The sequence below is a fragment of the Priestia taiwanensis genome (assembly GCF_014638355.1).
GTDB lineage: Bacteria > Bacillota > Bacilli > Bacillales > Bacillaceae_G > Priestia_D > Priestia_D taiwanensis.
Genome location: NZ_BMFK01000004.1, coordinates 46,119 through 71,933, shown reverse-complemented (window position 1 = coordinate 71,933; position 25,815 = coordinate 46,119). Strand labels below are relative to the sequence as shown.

General features: G+C 37.7%; 32 protein-coding genes and 1 riboswitch. Of the genes, 26 read left to right on the top strand and 6 right to left on the bottom strand.

Translation table 11 applies throughout. From position 1 onward, the window contains the following. Positions 1-283: 283 nt before the first annotated feature. From IEV41_RS16400 to sufB, 18 genes are all read left to right on the top strand, one after another. The gene (locus tag IEV41_RS16400) at positions 284-637 is read left to right on the top strand and encodes an arsenate reductase family protein (protein ID WP_188389724.1); all 354 of its coding nucleotides are present in this window, start codon (positions 284-286) and stop codon (positions 635-637) included. Between the two features lie 47 nt (positions 638-684). Then, positions 685-1,065 (top strand): glycine cleavage system protein GcvH, encoded by a 381-nt coding sequence (gcvH, locus tag IEV41_RS16395; protein ID WP_188389588.1) that lies wholly within the window; start codon positions 685-687, stop codon positions 1,063-1,065. A gap of 229 nt (positions 1,066-1,294) precedes the next feature. After that, positions 1,295-1,639, top strand: coding sequence for a toprim domain-containing protein (locus IEV41_RS16390; RefSeq protein WP_188389723.1), 345 nt, complete (start codon positions 1,295-1,297; stop codon positions 1,637-1,639). A gap of 19 nt (positions 1,640-1,658) precedes the next feature. Next, positions 1,659-1,979, top strand: a complete 321-nt coding sequence (locus IEV41_RS16385; RefSeq protein ID WP_188389722.1) for a thioredoxin family protein — start codon at positions 1,659-1,661, stop codon at positions 1,977-1,979. 119 nt (positions 1,980-2,098) lie between these two features. Then, positions 2,099-2,245: a hypothetical protein gene (locus IEV41_RS16380; RefSeq protein ID WP_188389587.1), complete on the top strand. Its 147-nt coding sequence runs from the start codon at positions 2,099-2,101 to the stop codon at positions 2,243-2,245. Between the two features lie 40 nt (positions 2,246-2,285). Further along, complete coding sequence (locus tag IEV41_RS16375) at positions 2,286-2,816, top strand: hypothetical protein (RefSeq protein WP_188389586.1); 531 nt, start codon at positions 2,286-2,288, stop codon at positions 2,814-2,816. Between the two features lie 106 nt (positions 2,817-2,922). Beyond that, positions 2,923-3,279 carry a hypothetical protein gene (locus tag IEV41_RS16370; RefSeq protein ID WP_188389585.1) on the top strand — a complete coding sequence of 119 codons (357 nt, stop codon included), beginning with the start codon at positions 2,923-2,925 and terminating at the stop codon, positions 3,277-3,279. A gap of 99 nt (positions 3,280-3,378) precedes the next feature. Further along, a riboswitch (SAM riboswitch) is annotated at positions 3,379-3,486 on the top strand. Between the two features lie 109 nt (positions 3,487-3,595). Further along, complete coding sequence (locus IEV41_RS16365) at positions 3,596-4,621, top strand: methionine ABC transporter ATP-binding protein (RefSeq protein WP_188389584.1); 1,026 nt, start codon at positions 3,596-3,598, stop codon at positions 4,619-4,621. After that, on the top strand, positions 4,614-5,279 hold the full coding sequence (locus IEV41_RS16360; protein WP_188389583.1) for a methionine ABC transporter permease: 666 nt from the start codon (positions 4,614-4,616) through the stop codon (positions 5,277-5,279). The genes IEV41_RS16365 and IEV41_RS16360 overlap by 8 nt, the downstream gene beginning before the upstream one ends. A 17-nt stretch (positions 5,280-5,296) precedes the next feature. Next, entirely contained in the window at positions 5,297-6,124 is an 828-nt protein-coding gene (locus tag IEV41_RS16355; RefSeq protein WP_188389582.1) for a MetQ/NlpA family ABC transporter substrate-binding protein, read from the top strand. 156 nt (positions 6,125-6,280) lie between these two features. After that, entirely contained in the window at positions 6,281-6,544 is a 264-nt protein-coding gene (locus tag IEV41_RS16350) for a zinc ribbon domain-containing protein (RefSeq protein ID WP_188389581.1), read from the top strand. Between the two features lie 12 nt (positions 6,545-6,556). Further along, positions 6,557-7,069: a hypothetical protein gene (locus IEV41_RS16345; RefSeq protein ID WP_505891279.1), complete on the top strand. Its 513-nt coding sequence runs from the start codon at positions 6,557-6,559 to the stop codon at positions 7,067-7,069. A gap of 122 nt (positions 7,070-7,191) precedes the next feature. Further along, on the top strand, positions 7,192-8,526 hold the full coding sequence (locus IEV41_RS16340; RefSeq protein WP_188389579.1) for a zinc ribbon domain-containing protein: 1,335 nt from the start codon (positions 7,192-7,194) through the stop codon (positions 8,524-8,526). Between the two features lie 329 nt (positions 8,527-8,855). Then, the gene (sufC, locus tag IEV41_RS16335) at positions 8,856-9,635 is read left to right on the top strand and encodes a Fe-S cluster assembly ATPase SufC (protein ID WP_188389578.1); all 780 of its coding nucleotides are present in this window, start codon (positions 8,856-8,858) and stop codon (positions 9,633-9,635) included. 20 nt (positions 9,636-9,655) lie between these two features. Then, positions 9,656-10,960 carry a Fe-S cluster assembly protein SufD gene (gene sufD, locus IEV41_RS16330; protein ID WP_188389577.1) on the top strand — a complete coding sequence of 435 codons (1,305 nt, stop codon included), beginning with the start codon at positions 9,656-9,658 and terminating at the stop codon, positions 10,958-10,960. Further along, positions 10,960-12,180, top strand: coding sequence for a cysteine desulfurase (locus IEV41_RS16325; protein WP_188389576.1), 1,221 nt, complete (start codon positions 10,960-10,962; stop codon positions 12,178-12,180). Before sufD ends, IEV41_RS16325 begins: the two co-directional genes overlap by 1 nt. Beyond that, positions 12,170-12,601: a Fe-S cluster assembly sulfur transfer protein SufU gene (sufU, locus tag IEV41_RS16320; RefSeq protein ID WP_188389575.1), complete on the top strand. Its 432-nt coding sequence runs from the start codon at positions 12,170-12,172 to the stop codon at positions 12,599-12,601. Before IEV41_RS16325 ends, sufU begins: the two co-directional genes overlap by 11 nt. Positions 12,602-12,684: 83 nt before the next feature. Next, entirely contained in the window at positions 12,685-14,082 is a 1,398-nt protein-coding gene (sufB, locus tag IEV41_RS16315) for a Fe-S cluster assembly protein SufB (protein ID WP_188389574.1), read from the top strand. Positions 14,083-14,196: 114 nt separating this feature from the next. On the opposite strand, the gene cotR is transcribed toward sufB, so the two are convergent. Together cotR and IEV41_RS16305 are read right to left on the bottom strand one after the other, a co-directional pair. Next, on the bottom strand, positions 14,197-15,153 hold the full coding sequence (gene cotR, locus IEV41_RS16310; RefSeq protein WP_188389573.1) for a sporulation hydrolase CotR: 957 nt from the start codon (positions 15,151-15,153) through the stop codon (positions 14,197-14,199). 300 nt (positions 15,154-15,453) lie between these two features. Continuing rightward, on the bottom strand, positions 15,454-16,389 hold the full coding sequence (locus tag IEV41_RS16305; RefSeq protein ID WP_188389572.1) for a patatin-like phospholipase family protein: 936 nt from the start codon (positions 16,387-16,389) through the stop codon (positions 15,454-15,456). Between the two features lie 311 nt (positions 16,390-16,700). On the opposite strand from IEV41_RS16305, the gene IEV41_RS16300 reads away from it, so the two are divergent. Genes IEV41_RS16300 through yunB form a run of 3 tightly spaced genes read left to right on the top strand, consistent with a single transcriptional unit; the run spans position 16,701 to position 19,269 of the window. Then, positions 16,701-18,077, top strand: coding sequence for a bifunctional metallophosphatase/5'-nucleotidase (locus IEV41_RS16300; protein ID WP_229722274.1), 1,377 nt, complete (start codon positions 16,701-16,703; stop codon positions 18,075-18,077). 51 nt (positions 18,078-18,128) lie between these two features. Continuing rightward, complete coding sequence (locus tag IEV41_RS16295) at positions 18,129-18,431, top strand: YunC family protein (protein WP_188389720.1); 303 nt, start codon at positions 18,129-18,131, stop codon at positions 18,429-18,431. A gap of 46 nt (positions 18,432-18,477) precedes the next feature. Beyond that, entirely contained in the window at positions 18,478-19,269 is a 792-nt protein-coding gene (gene yunB / locus IEV41_RS16290) for a sporulation protein YunB (RefSeq protein WP_188389571.1), read from the top strand. On the opposite strand, the gene IEV41_RS16285 is transcribed toward yunB, so the two are convergent. Beyond that, entirely contained in the window at positions 19,266-20,255 is a 990-nt protein-coding gene (locus IEV41_RS16285; RefSeq protein WP_188389570.1) for a M23 family metallopeptidase, read from the bottom strand. The genes yunB and IEV41_RS16285 overlap by 4 nt on opposite strands. Positions 20,256-20,444: 189 nt before the next feature. Between IEV41_RS16285 and lipA the strand changes: the two genes are divergently transcribed. After that, on the top strand, positions 20,445-21,356 hold the full coding sequence (gene lipA / locus IEV41_RS16280; protein WP_268235149.1) for a lipoyl synthase: 912 nt from the start codon (positions 20,445-20,447) through the stop codon (positions 21,354-21,356). Positions 21,357-21,461: 105 nt separating this feature from the next. After that, complete coding sequence (locus tag IEV41_RS16275; protein WP_188389719.1) at positions 21,462-21,788, top strand: YutD family protein; 327 nt, start codon at positions 21,462-21,464, stop codon at positions 21,786-21,788. Positions 21,789-21,815: 27 nt separating this feature from the next. On the opposite strand, the gene IEV41_RS16270 is transcribed toward IEV41_RS16275, so the two are convergent. Both IEV41_RS16270 and glpX read right to left on the bottom strand, forming a co-directional pair. After that, positions 21,816-22,082 (bottom strand): DUF3055 domain-containing protein, encoded by a 267-nt coding sequence (locus tag IEV41_RS16270; RefSeq protein ID WP_188389568.1) that lies wholly within the window; start codon positions 22,080-22,082, stop codon positions 21,816-21,818. A gap of 30 nt (positions 22,083-22,112) precedes the next feature. Further along, on the bottom strand, positions 22,113-23,084 hold the full coding sequence (gene glpX / locus IEV41_RS16265; RefSeq protein WP_188389567.1) for a class II fructose-bisphosphatase: 972 nt from the start codon (positions 23,082-23,084) through the stop codon (positions 22,113-22,115). Positions 23,085-23,240: 156 nt separating this feature from the next. Here glpX and IEV41_RS16260 point away from each other — a divergent pair, with 156 nt between their 5' ends. From IEV41_RS16260 to IEV41_RS16250, 3 genes are all read left to right on the top strand, one after another. Further along, complete coding sequence (locus IEV41_RS16260; RefSeq protein ID WP_188389718.1) at positions 23,241-23,678, top strand: DUF86 domain-containing protein; 438 nt, start codon at positions 23,241-23,243, stop codon at positions 23,676-23,678. A 105-nt stretch (positions 23,679-23,783) separates the two neighbouring features. Continuing rightward, positions 23,784-24,554, top strand: coding sequence for a 5' nucleotidase NucF (nucF, locus tag IEV41_RS16255; protein WP_188389566.1), 771 nt, complete (start codon positions 23,784-23,786; stop codon positions 24,552-24,554). Positions 24,555-24,578: 24 nt separating this feature from the next. Beyond that, positions 24,579-25,052: a methylated-DNA--[protein]-cysteine S-methyltransferase gene (locus IEV41_RS16250; protein WP_188389565.1), complete on the top strand. Its 474-nt coding sequence runs from the start codon at positions 24,579-24,581 to the stop codon at positions 25,050-25,052. 98 nt (positions 25,053-25,150) lie between these two features. On the opposite strand, the gene IEV41_RS16245 is transcribed toward IEV41_RS16250, so the two are convergent. Further along, positions 25,151-25,651 carry a phosphatidylglycerophosphatase A family protein gene (locus IEV41_RS16245; protein WP_188389564.1) on the bottom strand — a complete coding sequence of 167 codons (501 nt, stop codon included), beginning with the start codon at positions 25,649-25,651 and terminating at the stop codon, positions 25,151-25,153. Positions 25,652-25,815: the final 164 nt, after the last annotated feature.

Genomic DNA, 25,815 nt, shown 5'->3' with positions numbered 1-25,815 from the left:
AATGATTATAGATAAAAATAGTGAAATCCAGCTTGACTCTATATTGTGTAGGGGCATGAATTCTATCTTTTGAAATAAATAAATTATGAACGATGAAGAGGACTAATGAATAAAGTAAAAAAACTGTAGTAGTAGTAATAGTCTTTGATACATTCTATTTTCTTATATTATTTGGCAATCAAGAGCGAATCTACTATAATTTATAGTAGTTAGCGGTGCGTATCATAGTTGAAGAAGTCTCGTACCATGCTACAATAAATTAGAATGAAATGCGGTGAACAAAATGTTACGTTTTTACACATATCCTAAATGTGGAACATGCCAAAAGGCAAAGAAATGGTTCGAGGAGAAGGGAGTAGCATATGAAGCGATTCATATTGTAGAGCAAACTCCTTCTAAAGAAACATTGAAAGAATTACTTGAGAACAGTGGTCTAGAGTTAAAGAAATTCTTTAACACAAGTGGTGTGCGTTATCGCGAGCTTAATGTGAAAGAGAAAGTGGCTACAGCAAGTGAAGAAGAATTATTAGCATTGTTGGCATCAGATGGTATGCTAATTAAGCGTCCGATCGTAACAGATGGCAAAAAAGTCACGCTTGGTTTTAATGAGGATGTATTTGAGAAAGAATGGTTGTAAACACATAGTGTTTTCATCACATACATAAAAAGTGAGGGGTTAATCAAATGAGTATACCAAAAGAATTACGTTATTCACAGGAGCATGAGTGGGTAAAAGTAGAAGAGGGAAAAGCTTATATCGGTATTACACATTTCGCACAGTCGGAATTAGGTGACATCGTATTCGTTGAGCTTCCAGAAGTAGGGGACGAGCTTTCAACAAACGAGCCTTTCGGAAGTGTAGAATCAGTTAAGACTGTTTCGGAACTTTATGCGCCAGTAAGCGGTAAAGTAGTAGAAGTAAATGCGAATCTTGATGAAAACCCAGAATTCGTGAATGAATCTCCATACGAGAAAGCATGGATGGTTGTTGTTGAATTAAATGATGCATCAGAAGTAGAGGGCTTAATGACTCCTGAGCAATACGAGGAAATGACAAAAGAATAAGGTTAAGATGCAAAGAGTAGAAGGGAGGCATCCTTTTCTACTCTTTTTTTGTACAGTCATTTTTGTGAGAAAAAGGGAAACAAGACGAAAAGAAAGAATATACTAGTAAAAAGAGAAAGGAAGTGACGATATTCGTAAGCAATACAAATAAATTGTATGAACATGAAATGAAAAAAATGTAACAAACTATATAGATAAGAACATGTGAATGTTGGTGATAAATATGGGGATTATGGAAGTGGAAAAAGTAATCATTGTTGAAGGAAGATCAGATAAGAAACAAATTGAGATGCTCATCAAAGAACCTGTTGAGATATTATGTACAAATGGTACGATCAGCTTGGCGAAATTAGACGAATTAGTCGATACATTATATGATAAAGATGTCTATGTTTTAGTGGATGCGGATGAAGCAGGAGAGAAATTGAGGAAGCAATTTCGAAAGGAGTTTCCACAAGCAGAGCACCTGTATATTGATAAATCGTATCGCGAAGTTGCGACTGCCCCGAAACAACATTTAGCAAGTGTACTATTAGGTGCAGATATTGATGTGTATACGGAGTATTTAAGATAGAGAAGGAAGTAATCGATTGATGAAAGAATGGACGTTACAACAAGTACAAGATGTAGTAGAGCAGAAAGAAGTTGTTTTTGTATATTTTTATACAACGATGTGTGGTACATGCCAAGTGGCGAGTAAGATGCTTCGTGTCGTAGAGGAATTACTTCCAGACTTGTGCATTGGCATGAGCAATGTGAATTATGTAGAGCCCATAGCACATGCATTAGAAATTGAAAGTGTCCCATGCCTAGTTGCCTTCCAAGGTGGGAAAATGGTTGAAAAAGTATACGCGTTTCGTTCAGTTGAACATGTATATATGACGTGTAAGCAGTACATGAAAACACCTGAGTAAGGTGTTTTTTTGTGTAATAAGTCGATTTGTACGATTTAATATGTTTTGTTAAAATATGTATGTTGAGGTGCGGTATGGAAAAATATACAAAGATAATCCTCTGTATATGGGGATTTTTGATGATTTTGTGGGTGTGTGCTCTACTAGCCGATATATGGATGCAAGGACTAGTGAATGCGGTAAAAGATAATTATATAAACATATTGGCTATAAGTATGATTGCATTTTGTAACTACATGATTTTCCGTAAGCAGCAAGAGAATTAAGTTTTGATGCTGCAGAGAATAAAGGATGTAAGGGGGGAGATTGAAAACATATGTGAAAATTTTCGCAGGTACGTCTAGTTTATGTATGATTTTTCAGTTCTTTTTTAATATAGGAGAGAAATCAATTGTTGATGTAGGAATTCATGCTGTGATGAGTGGAGGATTATTTGGGCTGTTTATGACGTTATTTGCGATAGCGATGTACAAGGCTATGGGGAAGAAACCTGGGGAGAAAATCGTTGCATCTGAAAGCATAACGATAGAATTACCTTACATAGAAGCGTTTATACAATGTCTTCAATCTGTACAAGTTATAGGGAAACACGAAATGTTAAATAGTGATGAACAGCAAGGGATCATAGAGGTGAAAAGCGCTAATTCCATGGAGTCTTTTGGTGAGATTATCACGTATACATTACAATCAATCGATGAGCATCGTACTCATGTCATCCTAACTAGCAAGCCGTCTTGGTCGAAGACGATAGAAGATTGGGGTAAGAATGAGAACAATGTGAGACAAATTATGAAATACATATACTTACATAAAAGAGAAAAATATAGCGTTTCTTAGCTATTTGTACATAAATCTGTCTGTAAATGTCGAGTGAATGACAAAGGATTCGCCTTTTTTTCATGGAAATTATAGAAGAAAGAGAATGGAAAAGAGGCGAGTGAGGATGATGTTAAAGAATGCGTTGTCTATGCTTATCGATCGGGTACATCAAAGTGCTCATTTACAACCACTATTAGTAAATCAAGATGTGATTGTACAGGTTTCCGCAGAACATGAATCGTACACGGTACATGTTGCAGAAGGGGATATTCATATACGAGAGAAAGAAGGCGTCTTGCCTCATGTTGTCATTCATGGAATTGTGGATGAAGTAATTGAAATGCTCGGAAGTTCATTGAAAATGCGGACGTTATTAAAAATGAATAAGGTCACATTTACAGGTAGTTATCGTCATCTTTTATTATTAGAAGCAATTATTCATTTAACAAAGCCATTCGAAAACAATTTTCTAAAAAAATAATATTTTTAGAAAAAGTAATTGACTTCTTTTTTGTGTACTGATAAAATCACACTTATAACAAATTATTAGAAAACTTAAAACATAAACAATATTACGATACTCTTATCAAGAGTGGTGGAGGGACTGTGCCCTGTGAAGCCCGGCAACCGTCAACAGAAGTTGAAATGGTGCCAATTCCTGCAAAGCGTATGCTTTGAGAGATGAGAGGTAAGGATTTTTCTATTATATATGTGCGATAGAAAAGACCTTCCTACTCATGAGTAGGAAGGTCTTTTTGTTTTAGTGGGAGATATCAAAGAGAAGCAGGTGAGATACCATGATTAAATTAGAACATGTGAAAAAGTTATATAAAGCAAAACAAGGAAATATCGTTGCGGTAGATGATGTAAATGTAGAAATTCAACAAGGAGAGATATTTGGTGTAATTGGTTATAGCGGTGCAGGGAAAAGTTCACTTATTCGATTATTGAACCAATTAGAAAAGCCAACATCTGGAACAGTGACGATTGCAGGAAGAGTTATTTCTTCTATTAGAGGGAAAGAACTTCGCCTAGCTAGACAAGAGATTGGGATGATCTTTCAACATTTTAATTTACTTTGGTCACGTACAGTTCGAGAGAATATTGCATTCCCGCTAGAGATTGCCGGTGTTAGCAAAGAAGAACGTCTGAAACGAGTAGATGAACTAGTGAAGTTAGTTGGCTTAGAAGGAAGAGAAGATGCGTATCCATCTGAGTTGAGTGGTGGACAGAAACAACGTGTTGGAATTGCACGAGCATTAGCAAATAATCCGAAAGTGTTGCTTTGTGATGAGGCGACATCAGCGTTAGACCCAGAAACAACAGATTCTATTTTGGAGTTACTGTTAACGATTAACAAGAGCTTAGGGTTAACAATTGTCTTAATTACGCATGAGATGCATGTTATTCAAAAGATTTGTCATCGAGTGGCAGTTATGGAGAAAGGGAAAATTGTTGAGTTAGGCAATGTATTAAATGTATTTCGTCATCCGAAACAAGATATAACAAAGCGATTCGTTCAACAGTTAACTGGAGAAGAAGGAACAGAAGAGTCGCTTGAACAATTTGCGAAAAAGTATCCAGGCGGGTGTATTGTGAAGCTAACGTTTGTTGGCGAAAAAGCGGAGCAACCACTTGTAACGCATTTGATTCGACATTTCCAAGTAGATGTAAGTATTCTTCAAGGGAAAATCTCACCAACAGCGCAAGGCGCATATGGAACACTTGTTATTCACCTAGTTGGTGCACAAGCAGAAATAGAAAAGGCAACGACCTATATTCGAAATCAAGAAGTAGAACTAGAGGTGATAACAAATGAGTAGCTTATTTCCAAATGTAGATTGGAGTAAAATGTGGGAGGCAACCGAGCAAACTGTCTATATGACAACAATTGCGACGGTTGCGACATTCATATTAGGAACAGCATTAGGTCTTTTATTATTTTTAACATCGAAGGAGAACGTTTGGGAGAACAAAGTTATTCATGCGATTGTCAGTATATTTGTTAACGTATTCCGGTCGATTCCGTTTATCATTCTCGTTATTTTATTAATACCATTTACGAAAGCACTGGTAGGTACAATTATTGGTGCAAATGCGGCACTACCAGCGTTAATCCTCGGAGCAGCTCCGTTCTATGGGCGTATTGTAGAGCTGGCATTAAAGGAAATTGATAAAGGAGTTATTGAAGCAGCAAAAGCAATGGGGGCGAGAACAAGCACGATTGTGTGGAAAGTACTTCTCCCAGAGTCATTGCCAGCATTAATTTCTGGCATTACGGTAACGGCGATTGCATTAGTTGGCTTCACTGCAATGGCTGGAATCATTGGTGCTGGAGGATTAGGAAACTTAGCATTCTTACAAGGTTTCCAACGCAGCCGTGAAGATGTCACGTTAGTAGCAACAATTATTATTTTGATAATTGTGTTCATCATACAATTCGTAGGAGATTATGCTACGAAAAAGATAGACAAACGATAATTAAGGGGGAAAATAAAATGAAAAAAATTATTTTTATCGTGTTAACAGCCATACTTGCATTATCATTAGCAGCTTGCGGACAAAAGAAAGAAGACGCAGCGACAAAGGAAACAAAAACAATCAAAATCGGTGCATCTTCTGTGCCACATGCCGCTATTCTTGAAAAAGCAAAACCAGCTTTAAAAGAAAAAGGGATTGAGTTAGAAATTACAGAGTTCCAAGATTATGTATTACCAAATAAAGCGTTAGCGGATAAAGAAATTGATGCGAACTTCTTCCAGCACATCCCGTATTTAAATAAGCAGATGGCGGAGCATGGCTATAAGTTTGAAAATGCTGGAGGCGTACACATTGAACCAATCGGGGTCTATTCAAAGAAATACAAAACATTAGAAGAACTTCCAGAAGGTGCAACGATTTTAATGAGCAGTTCAGTAGCGGACCATGGTCGTATGCTTTCATTATTAGAAAAGGCAGGCCTTATTAAATTAGAAGCTGGTGTAGATAAAACGAAAGCAGAGCAAAAGCACATTGTTGAAAACAAAAAGAATTTAAAGTTTGCGACAGATTATGAAGCGAGTTTCTTACCGAAAGCATTTGAAAATAATGAAGGTGATGCAGTATTAATTAACTCTAACTTTGCGATTGATAATGGTATTACTCCGACGAAAGACGCAATTGCATTAGAGGAATCAAATTCACCTTACGTAAACATTATTGCGGTACGTGAAGGCGATAAAGAAAAAGCAGAAATTAAAACATTATTAGAAGTATTACGTTCAAAAGAAATTCAAGACTTCATTAATGAAGAATATAAAGGTTCTGTAGTCCCAGTCAAGAACTAAGCTACTAATGAGAATCGAAGAAGCTAGTATAGTACGTTATACTACACTAGCTTTTTTTATTTAAAATTATTACTTCGATATAATTTTAATATGGTTAATTTTACATAAATATAGTAATAAATACATTTGTGTATAAAGAAAGGGGTGTTAGAAGGTATGAATTGTCCTTCTTGTCAATCGGTTAATACCGAAAATGCGAAGTTTTGCGGGAAATGTGGTGCAAAACTTCAGGAAAGTAACACAGGAGCTTCACCATCTTCAGTAGAGCAACAAGTGAATGTAGAGCGTGAAGTATCAGCGGTGCAACATGAACAAAACATTCAAGTAGAGAAAGCAAAAAAACTTGCAGGAAATTATGTTGAATTTTGTAAAGAGGTAATGATTTCTCCGCAACGCTTCCTACAAAATAAAGCACTATAAGTTAACAATGGTATCATTAGTTTAATTTTAATTTCTTTCTTCTTTTCAGCATTATTTTATCGTTTGATGAGCGGTCTTCGTTCATCGGTGAGTGAGTTTGGCTTTGGAATGCCAAGAAATGTAGGACCATCACCAATTGGAGTATCATTTAAACTATTTTTAATGCTATTAATCTTATTCGCTATTATTGCTGGAATCATCTTCCTTTGTGGGAAACTAATGAAGACACAACATACATTTTTAGAAACATTGGCGATTTGGGGAACAATAGCAACTCCTGTCGTTGCTATGTTAGCAGTTGCATTTGTCTTAAGTTTCTTAACAGCTGTGTTAACAACAATTTTCCTTATTCTTGGAATGTTAGCAATTAGTATGAGTTTTACATTAGCACTTATTCGTCTATATCGTGGTGGACTGGATCCGCTATATACTGTTTTAATCGCCAATATAGCGGTCGTTATTGTGTACTGGATTATATTAGCTTCATATATAGAATCTATTGCAAGAAGTATTAAGGTATTTTAGTGATTGTTTAATAGAGTAAATAGTATGTCCTGTTAGTACAGGGGAAGGAAAGAACTAGAGTCATAGCAACATGAATCTAGTTCTTCTTCATGTAGAATAAAGAATGGCATAGGGGGCGCAGCATGAGTTTTTGTCAAGAATGTGGAAATAAGATGACAGAAGATGTTCAGTTTTGTCAGGAATGTGGTACAAAAATAGAAACAACACAGAAAGAAAGTGAAATTCTTACAACGGAAAAAGTACAGAGACAGCCATTATCAAAAAAGAACAAAATAGTACTTGGAATTGGATTAGGGGTTGCTATTTTATTCGGTGGCTTATACATGTTAGGTTCTAGCTATTACAGCCAAGAGAAGGTGATGGAGCGCTTTATGACAGCGATTCAGGAAGAAGATACCGAAACAATCGTGGACTTAGCAATGACTGAGGATCCTAACTTGAAGATTGATGAAGACGGGATACAGCCTCTTCTATCTTATATTAAAGAAAACCCTTCGTACTTAAATGGATTACAACAAACATTTGTCTATCATACTAACGGAGAGAATCTTGGATTAAGCGAAGAAATTGAGTTAGTGAAAGATGGGAAAAAATTCGGGATTTTTGATAAGTATGTATTTAAATTGAAACCGTATTATGTAGAAGTTACAACAAATGGAAAAGGAACGGTTGTTTATAACGGAGAGCAGGAAATAGCTACATCTGATGAAAGTGAGTTCTCGAAAGAGTTAGGTCCTTTCTTGCCAGGTGTGTATCAATTTAAAGCGGCGTTTAAGGACGACTTAGTGACATTAGATACGGAAAAAGAAGTAGTCTTAATGAATTATTCAGATACACCAAGGAAGGTCGATTTACAATTAAAGGGGCACTATATTACGGTACAATCGAACGTAGATGATGGGATACTGTATGTAAATGGCGAGGAAAAAGGGAAATTAGAGGACGGCGCCATGGAATTAGGTCCTATACCGAATGATGGTAGTGTAGAAATTCACTTAGAAAAAGAATTCCCTTTCGGAAAAGTTCAGACAGAGAAAGTAAAGGTTAAGAAAAATACTCGGTACAAGTTAGAATTTAAGAAAGAAGTATCTGAGGACGACTTAGAGAGATTTATTACAGATCATTTAGAAGCAGCGATAAGTGCAATTAACTCAGGAATTTTCTCTTATGTGGAGCCTGATTATGACGAGAGTGGGCCTGCCTATAAACAAGATAAAGATTATATGAAGTCGTTATATGATCGGAAAATTAAAGAAGAGCTAGTAACAGCGAAGCTGGAAAAAACAGAACGTGTGAATGAGACGCAATATAAGTTATACACGTACGAAGAATTTAACATTATAAAACCAGATAGCGAACCTGTATTGAAGAAGTTTAACAACGTTTATTTGGTTACAGTTACAGAAAACAATCGAATTGGTTTACATTCGTTGGTAGAGAACAAGGAAATAAAATAGAGGATATGAAGAATCTTCCGAAATAGTTTTTTGGAAGGTTCTTTTTTTCTATTAATAAGGAAGAAAGTAGTTTTTTATGAAAAAGCACACGTTCTTCTTTGGGAACATATACACTATTATAATGCTATTTTCTTGAAAGTTGGTTATAATGGATAACTATGCTATACGTATTACATATTGTTCTCCCGACCGTATAATTTTAACAAAACTGTGAAGTTGCGAAGACTTTATATTTGTATTAAGATTAGAATGAGAATAAAATGAGAATTAATATTGTAATAATTATTAAGTAAAAAAAATTACATTCTAGATATATTGGAGGTATTATGATGTCAGGTTCTACTTTAACAATTAAGGACTTACACGTATCCATCGAGGACAAAGAAATTTTAAAAGGTGTTAACCTTGAAGTAAAAGGTGGAGAAATCCATGCAATCATGGGGCCAAATGGTACAGGTAAATCTACACTTTCTTCAGCAATTATGGGTCACCCAAAATATGAGGTAACTAGCGGTTCAATTACGTTAGATGGTGAAGATGTATTAGAAATGGAAGTAGATGAGCGCGCTCAAGCTGGTCTGTTCTTAGCAATGCAATACCCAAGCGAAATTGCTGGTGTTACAAACGCAGACTTCTTACGTTCGGCTATTAATGCACGTCGTGAAGAAGGCGATGAAATTTCATTAATGAAATTCATCCGTACGTTAGATAAGAATATGGAATTCTTAGATATGGATCCAGAAATGGCACAACGTTACTTAAATGAAGGTTTCTCTGGTGGAGAAAAGAAGCGTAATGAAATCCTTCAATTAATGATGTTACAACCAAAATTAGCGATCTTAGATGAAATCGATTCTGGTCTAGACATCGACGCATTAAAAATCGTTTCTAAAGGTATCAATGAAATGCGCGGCAGTGAGTTCGGTTGCTTAATGATCACTCACTACCAACGCTTATTAAACTATATCACTCCTGACTTCGTTCACGTAATGATGAACGGACGTATCGTGAAATCTGGTGGTCCAGAATTAGCACAACGCCTAGAAGCAGAAGGATATGACTGGATTAAGAAAGAGCTTGGTATCGAAGACGAAGCAGTTGAAGCGTAAGCGGAATAGGAGGAGTAAGGATGACAATCGGTACAACATTACCATTTGATCAAGAATACGTTCGTAAGCTTTCAGTAGAACGTAATGAGTCAGCTTGGATGGCTGAGCTTCGCTTACAAGCCCTTGCGAAGGCTGCTGAAGTAGCGATGCCAACACCTGACAAAACAAAAATCGATAAATGGGACTTCTTCGGAAAAGGTCCTGTTGCGGTTGTAAGTGAGCCAGTTCGCTCATTAGATGAGTTAAGTGACGATGTGAAAAAAGTTATTAACTTAGAGGACAACAAAAACGTATTAGTACAACGCCACGGTTCAAAAGGATTTGTTGCATTATCTGAAGAGGCTACTTCAAAAGGTGTTATCTTCACAGATATGTTAACAGCTATTAACGAGCACAGTGACTTAGTACAAAAGTACTTCATGAAAGACGGCGTAAGCGTTGATGAGAACAAATTAACAGCTTTACACGCAGCATTAGTTAACGGTGGTTCATTCGTGTACGTACCGAAAAATGTTGTGTTAGAAACGCCACTTCAAGCTGTATTCATCATCGAAGGTAGCGAAGCAAACTTATACAACCACGTATTAGTTGTTGCAGATGATAACAGTGAAGTAACATACGTAGAAAACTACATTGCAGAAGATACAGTTGCAGGTATCGCGAACATCGTAACAGAGGTTATCGTTGGCCAAAACGCAAAAGTATCATTCGGTGCAGTAGATACATTAGCAAAAGGTATTACAACATACGCAAATCGTCGTGGTATTGTAGGTCGTGACGGTAAGCTTGAGTGGGCACTTGGATTAATGAACGAAGGTGACACAGTGTATGAAAATATCACGAACTTAATGGGTGACAACTCATTCGCTGATACGAAAACAGTAACAGTAGGTCGCGGTGATCAAACACAAAACTTCACAACAAAAATCGTTCACTACGGTAAAGCTTCAGAAGGCTACATCTTAAAGCACGGTGTACAGAAGGATAGCGCAACGTCTATCTTTAACGGCATCGGTTATATTAAGCAAGGTGCTTCTAAGTCGAACGCAGAACAAGAATCACGCGTATTAATGTTAAATGATAAAGCACGCGGAGATGCAAATCCAATTCTTCTAATTGACGAAGACGATGTAACAGCAGGACACGCAGCATCAGTAGGTCGCGTAGATCCAATGCAGTTATACTATTTAATGAGCCGTGGTATTAAGAAGACTGAAGCAGAGCGCTTAGTTATTCATGGATTCTTAGCTCCAGTAGTTAACGAGCTTCCAATTGAAGAAGTAAAAACACAATTAATCGAGGTAATTGAAAGGAAAGTTCGCTAATGAATGTGAATGAAATCCGTAAGTATTTTCCGATTCTTGACCAAGAAGTCAATGGGAAAAAGCTTGTGTATTTGGACAGTTCAGCGACTTCCCAAAAGCCTATTCAAGTAATAGAAGCATTAGATAATTATTATCGTTCATACAATTCAAACGTACATCGTGGTGTTCATACGTTAGGCACGAAAGCAACGGATGCATATGAAGGTGCACGTGAGAAGGTTAGAAAGTTCATCAATGCAGACAAAGTGGAAGAGGTAATCTTCACACGAGGTGCAACAACATCGTTAAACATGGTAGCACAGGGGTATGCTCGTCATAATCTTTCTGAGGGTGACGAAATAGTTATCACATATATGGAGCATCATAGTAATATTATTCCGTGGCAGCAAGTAGCGAAAGCGACAGGCGCAACGTTAAAGTATTTAAACTTAACACCAGAAGGTACAATTGACTTAGCAGAAGCAGAGAAAACAATTACACCGAATACGAAAGTTGTTTCTATTATGTACGTATCAAATGTACTTGGAACAATTAACCCAATTAAAGAGTTGGCTGCAATTGCACATAAAAATGGTGCAATTATGGTTGTAGACGGTGCACAAAGTACACCTCATATGAAAGTAGATGTACAAGATTTAGATTGTGATTTCTATGCTATTTCAGGCCACAAAATGTGTGGACCGACTGGAGTAGGTGTTCTATACGGTAAAAAGTCTCTTCTAGAGAAAATGGAACCGGTAGAGTTTGGTGGAGAGATGATTGATTTCGTTGATCTATACGATTCTACATGGAAAGAGCTTCCGTGGAAGTTTGAAGCTGGCACACCAATCATTGCGGGAGCAATTGGTTTAGGTGCAGCAGTCGATTTCTTAGAAGAGATTGGTATGGATAATATTTCACGCCACGAGCACGAGTTAGCTGCGTATGCACTAGAGCGTCTAAGTGAAGTGGATGGTGTAACAATTTATGGGCCGAAGCACCGTGCAGGCCTTGTAACATTTAATATTGAAGATGTGCATCCTCATGATGTCGCGACAGTATTAGATATGGAAGGTATCGCAGTACGCGCAGGACACCACTGTGCACAACCATTAATGAAATGGTTGAATGTATCTTCGACAGCACGTGCAAGTTTCTATGTGTATAACACAAAAGATGAAATTGATACGTTTGTAAGTGGGCTAATTAAAACGAAGGAGTACTTCACAAATGTCTTTTAATAACAATCTAGATACACTATATCGCCAAGTTATTATGGATCATTACAAAAATCCGCGTAACCGTGGATCACTTGATGATGGAAGTGTAACAATCGATTTAAATAACCCAACATGCGGTGATCGTATTCGTCTTCAAATGAAAGTAGAAGACAACATTGTTGTAGAAGCAAAGTTCCAAGGTGAAGGTTGCTCTATTTCAATGTCATCTGCTTCAATGATGACACAAGCTATCAAAGGAAAGAAATTAGAAGAGGCACTGAAGCTATCTGATATTTTCTCGAATATGATGCAAGGGAAAGAATACGATGACAGTATTGATTTAGGAGATATTGAAGCACTACAAGGTGTTGCAAAGTTTCCAGCACGTATTAAATGTGCAACGTTAGCATGGAAAGCGATGGAGAAGGGTATTAACGAATAAGCCCTTCTGCCCCTGCTTTCTTCATTAAAATGGTAAGTATTGGCTTTTGGTTGATATTTATCGGAATAAGGGAGGACAGGTTAATGGCAAAGAAAATGCCTGATATCGGTGATTATAAATATGGATTTAAAGATAAAGACGTGTCCATTTTCCGTTCAAAGCGTGGTTTAACGAAAGAAATCGTTGAAGAAATTTCACGCATGAAGGAAGAACCACAATGGATGCTTGATTTCCGTTTGAAGTCATTAGATCTTTTCTACCAAATGGCGATGCCACAATGGGGTGGAGATCTATCTGACTTAAACTTCGATGAGATTACGTACTACGTAAAACCATCTGAGAAGTCTGAGAAATCATGGGATGAAGTACCTGAAGAAATAAAAGCGACATTTGACAAATTAGGTATCCCAGAAGCAGAGCAAAAATATCTTGCTGGTGTATCTGCACAGTACGAATCTGAGGTAGTATACCACAACATGCAAGAAGATCTTGAGAAGCTAGGAATCATCTTCAAAGATACAGATTCAGCTTTAAAAGAAGATGAAGAAATCTTCCGTGAGCACTTTGGAAAAGTAATTCCACCAACAGACAACAAATTCGCAGCGTTAAACTCTGCAGTATGGTCTGGTGGATCATTCATCTACGTACCAAAAGGAATCAAAGTAGATACGCCGCTTCAAGCTTACTTCCGTATCAACTCTGAGAACATGGGTCAGTTCGAGCGTACATTAATCATCGTTGATGAAGGCGCACACGTACACTACGTAGAAGGATGTACAGCTCCTGTGTACACAACGAACTCACTACACTCTGCAGTAGTAGAAATCATCATCAAGAAAGATGCTTATTGCCGTTATACTACAATCCAGAACTGGGCAAACAACGTTTATAACTTAGTTACAAAGCGTGCTGTTTGTGAAGCGAATGCGACAATGGAATGGATTGATGGTAACATCGGTTCTAAGTTAACGATGAAATACCCTGCAGTTATCTTAAAAGGTGAAGGCGCTCGTGGTTTAACACTATCAATCGCTATCGCTGGTAAAGGACAACACCAAGATGCTGGTGCGAAGATGATTCACTTAGCACCTAATACGTCTTCTACAATCGTTTCTAAATCGATTGCGAAGCAAGGTGGTAAAGTAACATACCGTGGTATCGTTCACTTCGGCCGCAAAGCAGAAGGTGCACGTTCAAATATCGAGTGTGATACGTTAATCATGGATAACCAATCAACATCTGATACAATTCCATACAACGAAATGCTTAATGACAAAATTTCATTAGAGCATGAAGCGAAAGTATCGAAAGTATCAGAAGAGCAGTTATTCTACTTAATGAGCCGTGGTATTTCTGAGCAAGAAGCGACAGAAATGATCGTAATGGGCTTCATTGAGCCGTTCACTCGTGAACTTCCAATGGAATATGCAGTAGAGATGAACCGTCTAATCAAGTTTGAGATGGAAGGTTCTATCGGTTAATAATAGAAAACCTTTGGATATGAAAGGTTTAAAGGAAGAAGGCGAACTGTTGAAGTTCGCCTTCTTTTATTTTTTATGAAAAAGGAAGATCCCCCTTGCTTTATATTTCGAATATTAGTCCCAGTTTCTTTCTATGAATCTTACTGTTGACTTCAAATCGGCTTTATCCGCAATTTTAAGGAGAGCAGGAACGACGGAAGGGTCAGTCTTAGAAAAGTTAGGGATACGAGGATCCAATCGAAAAAAACGATTTCCTAGAAGAAGAGAGCTGACCATCGATTCATAATAGCCACTTTCATTACTAACAAGTTGAAGAAATGGTAGTAACGGCTCATTTTGTTTGTGATCGAAAAGAACTCCCCAATTTGGAGGTAGTTTCTCTAGATTTTTTGGACGTAGATTATCTGCACTTATTATTCCCCATCCATCTGTATCTCTTCTTAATTGAAGTGGGAGCTCCCCTGTTCCAATAGATAATACAGCAATTTCATCTAATGACTTTTTCTCTTTATCTACTGCAAATGCAATACTAGCTGTACTAGGGTTCGTTGTGACAACAAATCCATCTACATAATTTTGATAGGCTTGTTGTGTTGCCGGAGCAGCGCTGCTTCGTAAGATGATATCACTCGCTTTCTCGTTTAAATAAGGGGAGTCAGGAAAGTTGTGGAATAGGACAGGTGTCCAACGATCTAACTCTGGTGAGTATAAGTGAAAGGAGGGGACAACAATTCGTTTTTTTAAGTTTTTGAGACGAAGGTTCGGTGGGAAGAATGTTTCGATTGCTTCGATAAAACCGGAATATGGAAGTTGTTGATTAAACACTGGCCCACCTGGTAGGGAGATACTGAATGCAGGTAAAATGTGATCTTTAAAAAAGCGAAGTGTTTCTTTTGGTGATCTGCCACTTGCTAGCGCAAGCGCAGTAAATGAACCGATGGAGTTTCCTGCGAAAACATCCGTTTGACTAATTAATTTGGGTGATTGTCGAACTAGTCTATTCAAAAGCTGTAAACTTAACGCACCTAAGACACCGCCTCCATCAAAGGACATAATTCGATAGTTGGTCAAGGTTAATTTCTCCTTCCTAATCTAATTGTACGTATTATTCAATATATGTTTGTGGTGTATTTGTTGTATAGATAGTGAATGTAAATCGAGGGCTTAGGTTGCTTGCGGAGAAACAAGAACTTCACGTTCGAAATTCACACAAATCCATTCACCTTCTTTTTGAACGATTTTTAGTAGTGTTTTTCGGTCGGGTGGTGGAGTCTCTATCCATTTCTGTAAGGTACGAATAATAGATTTCTTCTGAGGAAAGAAGGGGAATAGTTGAAATTCACCTTCTGCTATTGTGGAAAAGAACTGAGATTATCCCCAGTTCTTTTCCACGAACGCTACTGTCGTTCGTAAATCAGTTTTGTTTGCAATTTTAATAAGGGTAGGAACAACAGAAGGATCTGTTTTAGATAGGTTGGGGATTTTTGGATCTAATCGAAAAAAACGATCTTTTAGAAGAAGAGAACTTACCATCGATTCATAATAATCATTACCACTGCTAACAAGTTGAAGAAATAGCGGTAATAGTTCATTAGGTCTTCGATTGAAAATGCTTTCCTCATGTGTAGGAAGACTTTCTCGTATGTTATCTGTACCAATCATTCCCCATCTATCTACATCTTTTCTTAATTGAAGTGGGGCTTCACCGCTGCCAATAGATAATGCCACAATTTCATCCAATGACGTTCCTTCTTGATTCACTGCAAACGCGATGCTAGCACTACTAGGATTCGTCGTAACGACAAAACCATCTACATAATGTTGATAGGTTACCGGAGCAGCGCTACTGCGTAAGATAACATCACTTACTTTCTCATTTAGATAAGGGGAGTCAGGGAAGTTGTGGAACAGTACAGGATTCGAATGGTTTAGCTCTGGTGAATATAATTGGAAGGAAGGGACAACAATTCGTTTTTTTACGTTTTTGAGGCGAAGGGTTGGTGGGAAAAATGTTTCTATCGCTTCGATAAAATGAGAGTAAGGAGACTGTTGATTGAACATAAGTCCACCTGATTTTGCAGCGCTGAATGCTGGTAAGATTTTATTCTTAAAAAATTTAAGTGTTTCCTTTGGCGATCTTCCACTTGCTAACGAAAGGGCAGTGAATGAACCGATGGAGTTTCCAGCAAAAACATTGGTTCGACTAATTAATTTGGGTGATTGTCGAGCTAGCCTGTTCAAAAGTTGTAAACTTAAAGCACCTAAAGTACCGCCTCCGTCAAAGGACATGATTCGATATGTTACCAAAATCACTTTCTCCTTTCTACGTACATATATCCTTCATTATATGTTTATTGTGAATTTGTTGTATGGGTGATGGGGCTTTTATGAATAATTACTGTCTACTTAATTGGCGAACCTAACGTATTTTGTGTAATAGGGAGAGATATTTCGCTAATCCTCATCAATCTTTTTCCTTCTTCTATTCTTTTCGTCAGCATAGTGGAGATACTGTACAACTATTGTCTATAAGCATGACGATTCATCTTCTGTCGTTCCTTTTTTTAAATGCGCTATAATAGAAAATAGAGAGTTTCTCTTTCTATTTCGTATTGGGGGTGTTTAATCTGAATACAACGGTTTTACATATATATCATACGAATGATATTCATAGTCACTTTGAGCAGTGGCCGAAGATTGTTCGATACATAGAAGATAAGAAGAATTACCATCAAGCTAAAGGGGAAGAAGTGTTACTTGTTGATATTGGAGATCATGTGGATCGTTCGCATCTCATTACAGAAGGAACGAACGGGAAAGGGAATGTAGCGTTATTAAATCAAGCGAATTATGACTATGTGACAATAGGGAATAATGAAGGGATTACTCTTTCCAAAAGCATGTTAGATGAATTGTATGAAGATGCAAATTTTGAAGTGCTTGTTGCTAATTTGTTTGAACAAGAAAGGCTTCCTTCATGGACAAAGCCATATACAATTTATTCCTTACAGGATGATACAAAGATTGGAGTTATTGGTATTACGGTTCAGTATCCATTGTTTTATGAGAAGCTCGGATGGGAGATTCAAGATCCATACGTTGCATTAGAAAAGGCTGTGGAGGAATTGAAGGGGCGAGTAAATGTAGTAATCCTCTTATCTCATCTTGGCAAACGAGATGATGAAGAAATTGCGAAACGTTTTCCGGTGATTGATGTTATTCTTGGTGCACATACACATCACTTATTTGAAAATGGGAAGCTTGTTGGTCATACGTTACTATGTTGTGCGGAAAAGTATGGGCATTATATCGGACATGTAACATTAACGATAGATACTATAACGAAACGATTGTTAAGTAAGACTGCAGTAACGATTCCAACAGATAGTTTACAAGAAGAGAGCAGCGAAGTGCAGGAAACGTTACGAGCATTAGAACAACAAAGTAAACAGTACCTTCACCAAGCAAACCTTCTTCTAAAAGAAGATTTACCCTTAGAGTGGTTTAATGTTTCTCCCTTTACTTCTCTCCTTGCAGAAGCGATTAAAGAGTGGTGTGATGCGGATGTATCCATGATTAATGCTGGTGTTCTTTTAGAGCCTCTTAAAGCTGGTATAGTGACGAAAGAAGATATTCATCGTATTTGTCCTCATCCTATTAATCCTTGCCGTCTGGTCTTGTTAGGGCGCACGTTACGTACGGTTGTGGAGCGAGCTAAGGAAGAGGAGATGGAGCGTCTAGAAGTGAAAGGCCTTGGCTTTAGAGGGAAAGTAATGGGAAGAATGGTATATGACGGCTTGATTGTCCAAGATGACGACATATATGTGAATGGGGCCCGCTTACAAGATGAGGAGCAATATACAATAGGTACGCTTGATATGTTCACATTTGGCTTTCTCTTCCCAGAGTTACAAGAAGCGCTAGAGAAGGAATATTACATGCCAGAGTTATTACGTGATGTTGTAGAATGGAAATTGAAATTACTAAATAAGTGACACCAAATTCTGCTCCTTTCATACAGTAAGAAAGGAAGGAGCGTGAAAAAATTGGTATCTTTGTATCCAATTACGATCGATAATCATTCATTTACAGCTGTATCAGTACAGTTGCCAAAGACAAATCTACTCGCGGTGATGAGTGATAAAGGTTACATTATGTGCGGGGCGTTGGACGTGGCACTCTTAAATGATAAGCTAAAAGACCGTGGTATTTTAGCTGGAAGAGCAGTTGGTGTCAAAACAATTGACCAATTATTACATGCACCGCTAGAATCGATAACGATTGAAGCAGAAAAACAAGGAATTACAGTCGGTATGATTGGGAAAGAAGCATTATTAAAAATGATATGATTATTGTCCCCCTTTTTGCATAAGCATGTGAAGAGGGGGTTTTTGTATGAGTAAATTTCGTGCCTATAAATTTAAACCGAAACGAAACTTCTCTAGTAGAAGAGCGATGCCAAAGTCACGCAAAGTTATGATATGGATAGGATCTATTTTCACAGTTCTTGTTTTGTTACTATTTTTGATTAATAAAAGCATTTCAAAGCCACTAATGGCTTATGCAGAAATAGAATCAAAGGAAATGGCTACAGCAGTGATACGAAAGGCTGTTGAAGAGCAAGTACAAGAAAATTTGGATATGACAAAAGTGATGGAAGTGACAGAGAGAGCAAATGGAAAAGCAGCAATTATTCAATATAATACGGCGCTTACAAATAAACTTTTAAGTGCTGTAACAGAGAATATTCAGCATTCCCTCCATGAGGCGAAGAAAGGGAATTTTGAAGAGTTAGGGTTAGCAGACAGTATGAAAGTACAGGATAAAGAGAAGCTTGCAGATGGTATTGTTTATGAAATGCCACTTGGGATGGTGACAAATAACTCTTTACTTGCAACATTAGGTCCGAAGATTCCGGTGAGATTCACGACAATTGGTGATGTGCAAACGGATGTTGTACAGAGAGCGACCCCTTCAGGAATTAATAATACATTTGTAGAAATAGGGATTTCTGTACAAGTAGACATTCAGGTCATTCTTCCATTCGTTAGTGAGAAATTCAAAGTAGATACAACCATTCCTATTACAACACAAATGATACAAGGAGAGGTGCCTCAATATTTTGGAGGAAGTAACGGGAACTTCATCCCTATTCCGGTTGATAAACAAACAAAAGGAAGCAATTAATGCTTCCTTTTTTGTTTGAGACGATCTTGTTTCTCCCATAATCGTAAATGCGGATATGGATCAAAGGACCACTCGGTATATCCATTGTCTTTGTACATCCCAAAGTGGAGGTGTGGCGGGAATTTCCCAGCTGTACCAGGTGGACCGTAACCTGTGCTACCGACAAATCCGATGACAGTACCAGGTTCAACAATTTGTCCAAGTCGTATTTCTTTAGAGAAGCCACCGAGGTGTGCGTAATAGTAATAATTGTTGTATAAATCTCGAATGCCAATACGCCAGCCACCAAGTCGATTCCATCCTTTAATTTCGACAATTCCGTAGCACGTAGCACGTACAGGTGTCCCGTAATTAGCAAAAATATCGGTTCCTTCATGAATACGTAATCCACCAAAACTACGGCGGTCGCCCCATGTACTGCGGTAGCTATAATTGTAGTGAAGAGGAAGGGGGAATGCATTTCCTCGAATATCAAGTGTATTATATTTTTCATACAGTTGGGCATATTGAGTGATGAGTTCAACTGTTTTGGCACGTTTGTAATAGCGCCATAACTTTATTTTTAAATGCTCTCTATCTGTATGCTGAAGGTGTAAGTAATCAACAAACGTTCGTAGAATATCTTCATCATTTGTTGAATCTGCTTGACCGTCACCATTTCCATCTTTTCCGACACCACCAAATAGCGAAATTGTAACTGGATTTGTATCATTTGTAGTTGGATTTAAGCCACCACTCCATATCTCTGGTCGTATGTATATAGCAATTGAACCAGAGGATTGCTTAGGAATGTCACGACGTACACTACGTATGTTTCGTTCGTATTGATCAATGGCAGCATAGTAAAACCAAGGGACAAACGTTATGGATTCCATCTTTTTATATAGAGCCATTCGTTCTTGTAGCACATTTTTTTCGGATTCAGCCTTTACTTGTAAGGTAAGAAAGATACATAATAGACAAGAGAGTAGAATAACCTTTTTCATTGATAGAGACCTCCCTTCTTTCATCAGTGAATGATTATATTTCTATAACATAGTGTGTGATTTCTAGGTACAATCATAAGGATAAAAATTTGGAAATTAGAAAAAAAAACATTTTCTTTGTTTCTGGTATGTAAAATATGTTACATTTGAGGGAGATAACTTTTTCAAGTAAATTTCGGAGTGATGATAGTGAAAAAAAATACAAACACAATGCGTAAACCAGAATGGTTAAAAATTAAACTGCGTACAAATGACAATTACAAAGATTTAAAAAAAATGATGCGTGGTAAAGAGCTTCACACCGTTTGTGAAGAAGCGAAATGTCCAAATATCCATGAGTGCTGGGCTGTTCGTAGAACAGCAACATTTATGATTTTAGGTGATATTTGTACACGTGCTTGTCGCTTCTGTGCTGTTAAGACTGGTTTGCCGACAGAGCTTGATTTAGCAGAACCAGAACGCGTAGCAGATTCTGTAGCGATGATGAATTTAAAGCACGTTGTTATCACAGCTGTAGCACGTGATGATTTAAAAGACGGCGGTGCATATGTATTCGCTGAAACAGTTCGTGCAATTCGCCGTAAGAGTCCATTCACATCAGTAGAAGTTCTTCCTTCTGATATGGGTGGTGTAGAAGAGAATCTACAAATTTTATTAGATGCGAAGCCAGATATCTTAAACCACAATATTGAGACAGTACGTCGCTTGTCAGACCGTGTACGTGCAAAAGCAACATATGAGCGTTCATTAGAATTCTTACGTCGCGGAAAAGAAATGAATTCAAAAATTCCAACGAAATCAAGCTTAATGATTGGTCTTGGTGAAACACGTGAAGAAATTATTGAAACAATGGATGATTTACGTGCAAACAACGTAGATATTATGACAATTGGTCAATATTTACAGCCAACGAAGAAACATTTAGCTGTTGAGAAATATTACACGCCAGAAGAATTTGCAGAGTTTAAAGAAATTGCGCTAAGCAAAGGATTTAGCCACTGTGAATCTGGCCCACTTGTACGTTCTTCTTACCACGCAGATGAGCAAGTTGTATCAGCGAAAGAGCGATTAGATCAAGTAAAGCAAGACCAAGCAAATTAATGATAACATCCCTCTTTTTCCTGTCTGGCAAATGGGGGATGTTTTTTCGTATTTTCAATTTGTTAGATTGCATTGTTTATGATAATCTTAAGAAAATGGTCGTTAATGGAAGTAAGCAGAGGTGAGAAGATGATTACGATTAATAATGTATCGTACGAATTGGTAAGGGATTATAGAGAAGGTTTTAATGAAGAGGCGTTTAAAGCGCGTTATGCAGAGATTTTAAATAAATATGATTATATTGTCGGGGATTGGGGATACAGCCAGTTACGTTTACGTGGATTTTTTGAGGACGGTAACCAACGTGCCTCTCATGATACAAAGATTAGTACGTTATCGGAGTATTTATATGAATTCTGTAACTTTGGATGTCCCTATTTCGTTGTAAAGAAAGTAAAGAATGTCGAGAATAAAAACCAAAAGGATAGCTAAATAGCTATCCTTTTGTCGTTTTATTAATTAAATTACTTCACGTAAAAAGTCTGTCATTTCTTCTGCAACTGCTTCATCTACTTGGAATGCATATTCGATGTAACCAGGTTCATTTAAGTCATCGTGCCCAATAATAGCAAAGCGATTACGCTGAATATCTAGTACAACTGTTTTGCCATAATATTGATCTGAATAAAGAAGTGCAAAATCATGACGTTGTTCTTCGCCCATGAAACTTATAAAACGTGTTTTTGTATCAGATGTTTGATCATATAAGTAAAAGCGTTCTGACATGGATAATCCTCCCTTATTTCTGTGGAATTTCTATAAGTCCATTTGTAAATTAGGCTTATGATCTAAATGATGATGAGCCTTTATGTAACGTACTGTTCTTGTTTTCGAGCGCATGATAATAGAGTGTGTTTCTGCAACACCACCGCCAAGGAATGTTACCCCTTCTAATAACTCGCCAGATGATACACCTGTTGCAGCAAAGATAGCATCATCACCTTTAACAAGGTCTTCTAGGCGAAGGAGTTGACGGGGATTTTCTAATCCCATTTGTCGGCAACGAGTTTCTTCTTCTTCATTCATTGGAACAAGGCGTGCTTGCATATCTCCGCCTAAGCTCTTTAGTGCAGCGGCAGAAATGACCCCTTCTGGTGCACCACCAGTACCAATGAATAAATCAACACCTGTTTGTGGTAATGCTGTAGCAATTGCGGCAGCAACATCACCATCACCGAAGAATTTCACGCGAGCGCCTTTTGCGCGGATGCGTTCTACTAGCTCGTCATGACGAGGACGCTCTTGGATAATAACAGTAAGATCATGAACTCGCTTGTTGTTCGCTTCTGCGACAATATCAATTGTTTTCTCAATTGGATCATCTAATGAAATTTTGCCAGCGGCATTTTTCCCAACTGCAATTTTCTCCATATACATATCAGGAGCATGAAGTAATGTTCCTTTATCTGCAACAGCGATAATTGCCATTGCATTTGGATGACCTTTTGCGACGATGTTTGTCCCTTCTAATGGATCAACAGCAACATCTACTTTAGGACCGTATCCAGTTCCTAGTTTTTCCCCAATGTATAACATAGGTGCTTCGTCTAATTCGCCTTCGCCAATTACAACAATGCCGTCCATGTTAATAGAATCAAACATTGTGCGCATTGCTTTTGTTGCAGCGCCATCTGCTTCATTTTTTTTACCTCTGCCCATCCATTGTGCTGAAGCTAATGCAGCAGCTTCGGTAACACGTACAATCTCTAATGCCAATTCGCGATCCACTATACTTCTCCTCCAATACGTAATTAAGTACCTTTTATACTATAACAAAGAAATAGTGCCGAGCAAAACAATATTGGTCGATTTTTTACAAGGGAAACCGTACAATAAAGAGGAGAAGCAAGAATGAAACGTTTACAAGTTGGGGGATGGAAGAAGATGTACTTTGTTGATCGAGAAAAGATAGAAGCAACGTTGCAAACCCTAGAGAAGATGGTCGTTACGTTTACGACGTATGAGTGGAATCGTGAGCCGTTATATAACTTAGCGTTAGAAAGAATTGTTCATATTAGTATTGAGAGTATTTTGGATGTTGGGAATATGATGATTGACGGGTTCATTATGCGTGATCCCGGAAGTTATGAAGATATTATCGATATTTTAGAAGATGAGAAAGTAATTACATGCAAAGGGGCGGAAGCGCTTAAACATGTTATTGGGCTCCGTAAAATGTTAGTGCAAGAATACGTTGCTATTTCGCATGAATTAGTAGAAGAAGTCTATAAGAGAGAGTATGAGACATTAGACGCATTTCCAGCAGATATTCGCCGTTATTTAGAGAAAGAATTGGGACCTGTCTCTGCTTTTAAGCCATAAAGAAAAAGTCCACGTGGATAAATGCCAGGTGGGCTTTTCTATTTGCAAAAAAAGGGTTAAGCTAAAAAGGGTAGTTATGTTTTTAGAAGAAAGGACGTTAGACAGATGAAACAATACAAAGGATACTTAATTGACTTAGACGGTACGATGTATCGTGGAGAAGAAAGAATCGAAGCAGCAAGCCACTTCGTCCGAGCACTACATGAGCGTAACATCCCTTACCTATTCGTGACAAATAATTCCTCGAGAAGACCAGAGCAAGTAGCAGAAAAGTTAATGCAGTTTGATATTCAAGCTACACCAGAGCAAGTATTTACAACAAGTATAGCAACAGCTAATTATATATATGAGCAGCAACAAGATGCACGTGTATATGTTATTGGTGAAGAAGGTCTACATCATGCTTTAACAGAGAAAGGCTTTGATCTCACAGAAGCGAATCCAACTCATGTTGTAATGGGTATTGATCGTGATATTACGTATGAGAAGCTAGCGAGGGCGTGCTTAGCTGTACGTAACGGTGCGACATTCTTATCAACAAATGCAGATATTGCAATTCCGACAGAGCGTGGGTTATTGCCAGGAAATGGATCGTTAACGTCAGTTATTACTGTTTCAACGCTTGTTCAGCCAACATTTATCGGAAAACCAGAATCAATTATTATGGAACAAGCATTAAAAGTACTTGGTACGACGAAAGAAGATACATTAATGGTCGGTGATAACTATGATACAGATATTTTAGCAGGTATGAATGCAGGTATGGATACGTTACTCGTGCATACAGGTGTCACGACGGTAGAGACGTTAACAGGATATAATGTACAACCGACGCATGTCGTTCATTCATTGGAAGAATGGATCCCTTCGATGTAGGTTGTAACTAATTGGAGGATGAATATGGATAATTGTTCACGCATGTATTATGAAACACCAATTGGCTGGCTTGAAGTAGTTGGCGATGAAAAGGGCGTTGAAGTTGTACGTTTTATGGATGAGGAGGAAGAGCATCAGCCAGTAGGAGAAAGTGAAGCTGTGGCCCAGTGTATTACGCAGCTTGATGAGTACTTTAAGGGAAGCAGACAAACATTTACCATTCCACTTATCCAGTCATCAGGTACCGTATTTCAACAGCAAGTTTGGAAAGCATTGGAGACAATTCCATATGGAGAAATCGTTAGTTATTTGGATATCGCTCAGAAAATAGGGAATGAAAAAGCAGTCCGTGCAATTGGAGGAGCAAATAGCCGAAATCCAATTGCCATTATCGTTCCGTGTCATCGTGTTATTGGCAAAAGTGGTAAACTTGTTGGCTATGAAGGTGGTTTATGGCGCAAAGAATATTTATTAAAACTAGAAGGATATTTAAGCTAGGAAAGAAGATTGAAGCTGCCGAAATATCTTAGCAGAACAAATAAAAAAGGAGTTGTATGTCATCAATTGACATACAACTCCTTTTTGCTTCTATAGATTTACGCTTCGTTTGCTGCACGGTGTGCCAGACGGCTAGAGGCAGCTGCTGCGATAGCTCCAACAATGTCGTCTAAGAATGTGTGACACGCACCAGATGATTTGTCGTTTAATTTGGCTAAAATACCTGGCTTTAACTTGTCGATGTATCCGAAGTTTGTGAAACCAATTGAGCCATACACGTTAACAATAGAAAGCGCAATGATTTCATCGATTCCGTATAACCCTTCGTCTGTTTTGATAATATCTTGTAAAGGTGCATCTAGGAGTCCTTTTTCTGCAAGAATATCCAATTGAATTCCTGTTACAACCGCGTTCTGTACTTCGCGCTTTGATAAGACACGTAGAACGTTATGGCGACATTCATCCATTTGTAAGTTAGGATGATACTTCTCTTGAAGGAAGAATACTAATTCTGCAATATCGTTAATTGATACGCCTCTTTCAGTTAAAAGCTGTAATGCTGTTTCTCCTAATTTGCTTTGTTTATTTTGTGCGTCCATTATTATCACCTGTTTTTCTTTTTTAATATTTTATACGTTACAAATGAGAATATGTGAGTGAAAAACTCCTCCTTTCTAGTAAAACATATATAAATTCATCCTGCACAGTTTTTCATCATGTTACAAAAAATTTTTCATATAATGAGTACAAAAAGAGTAGGCGA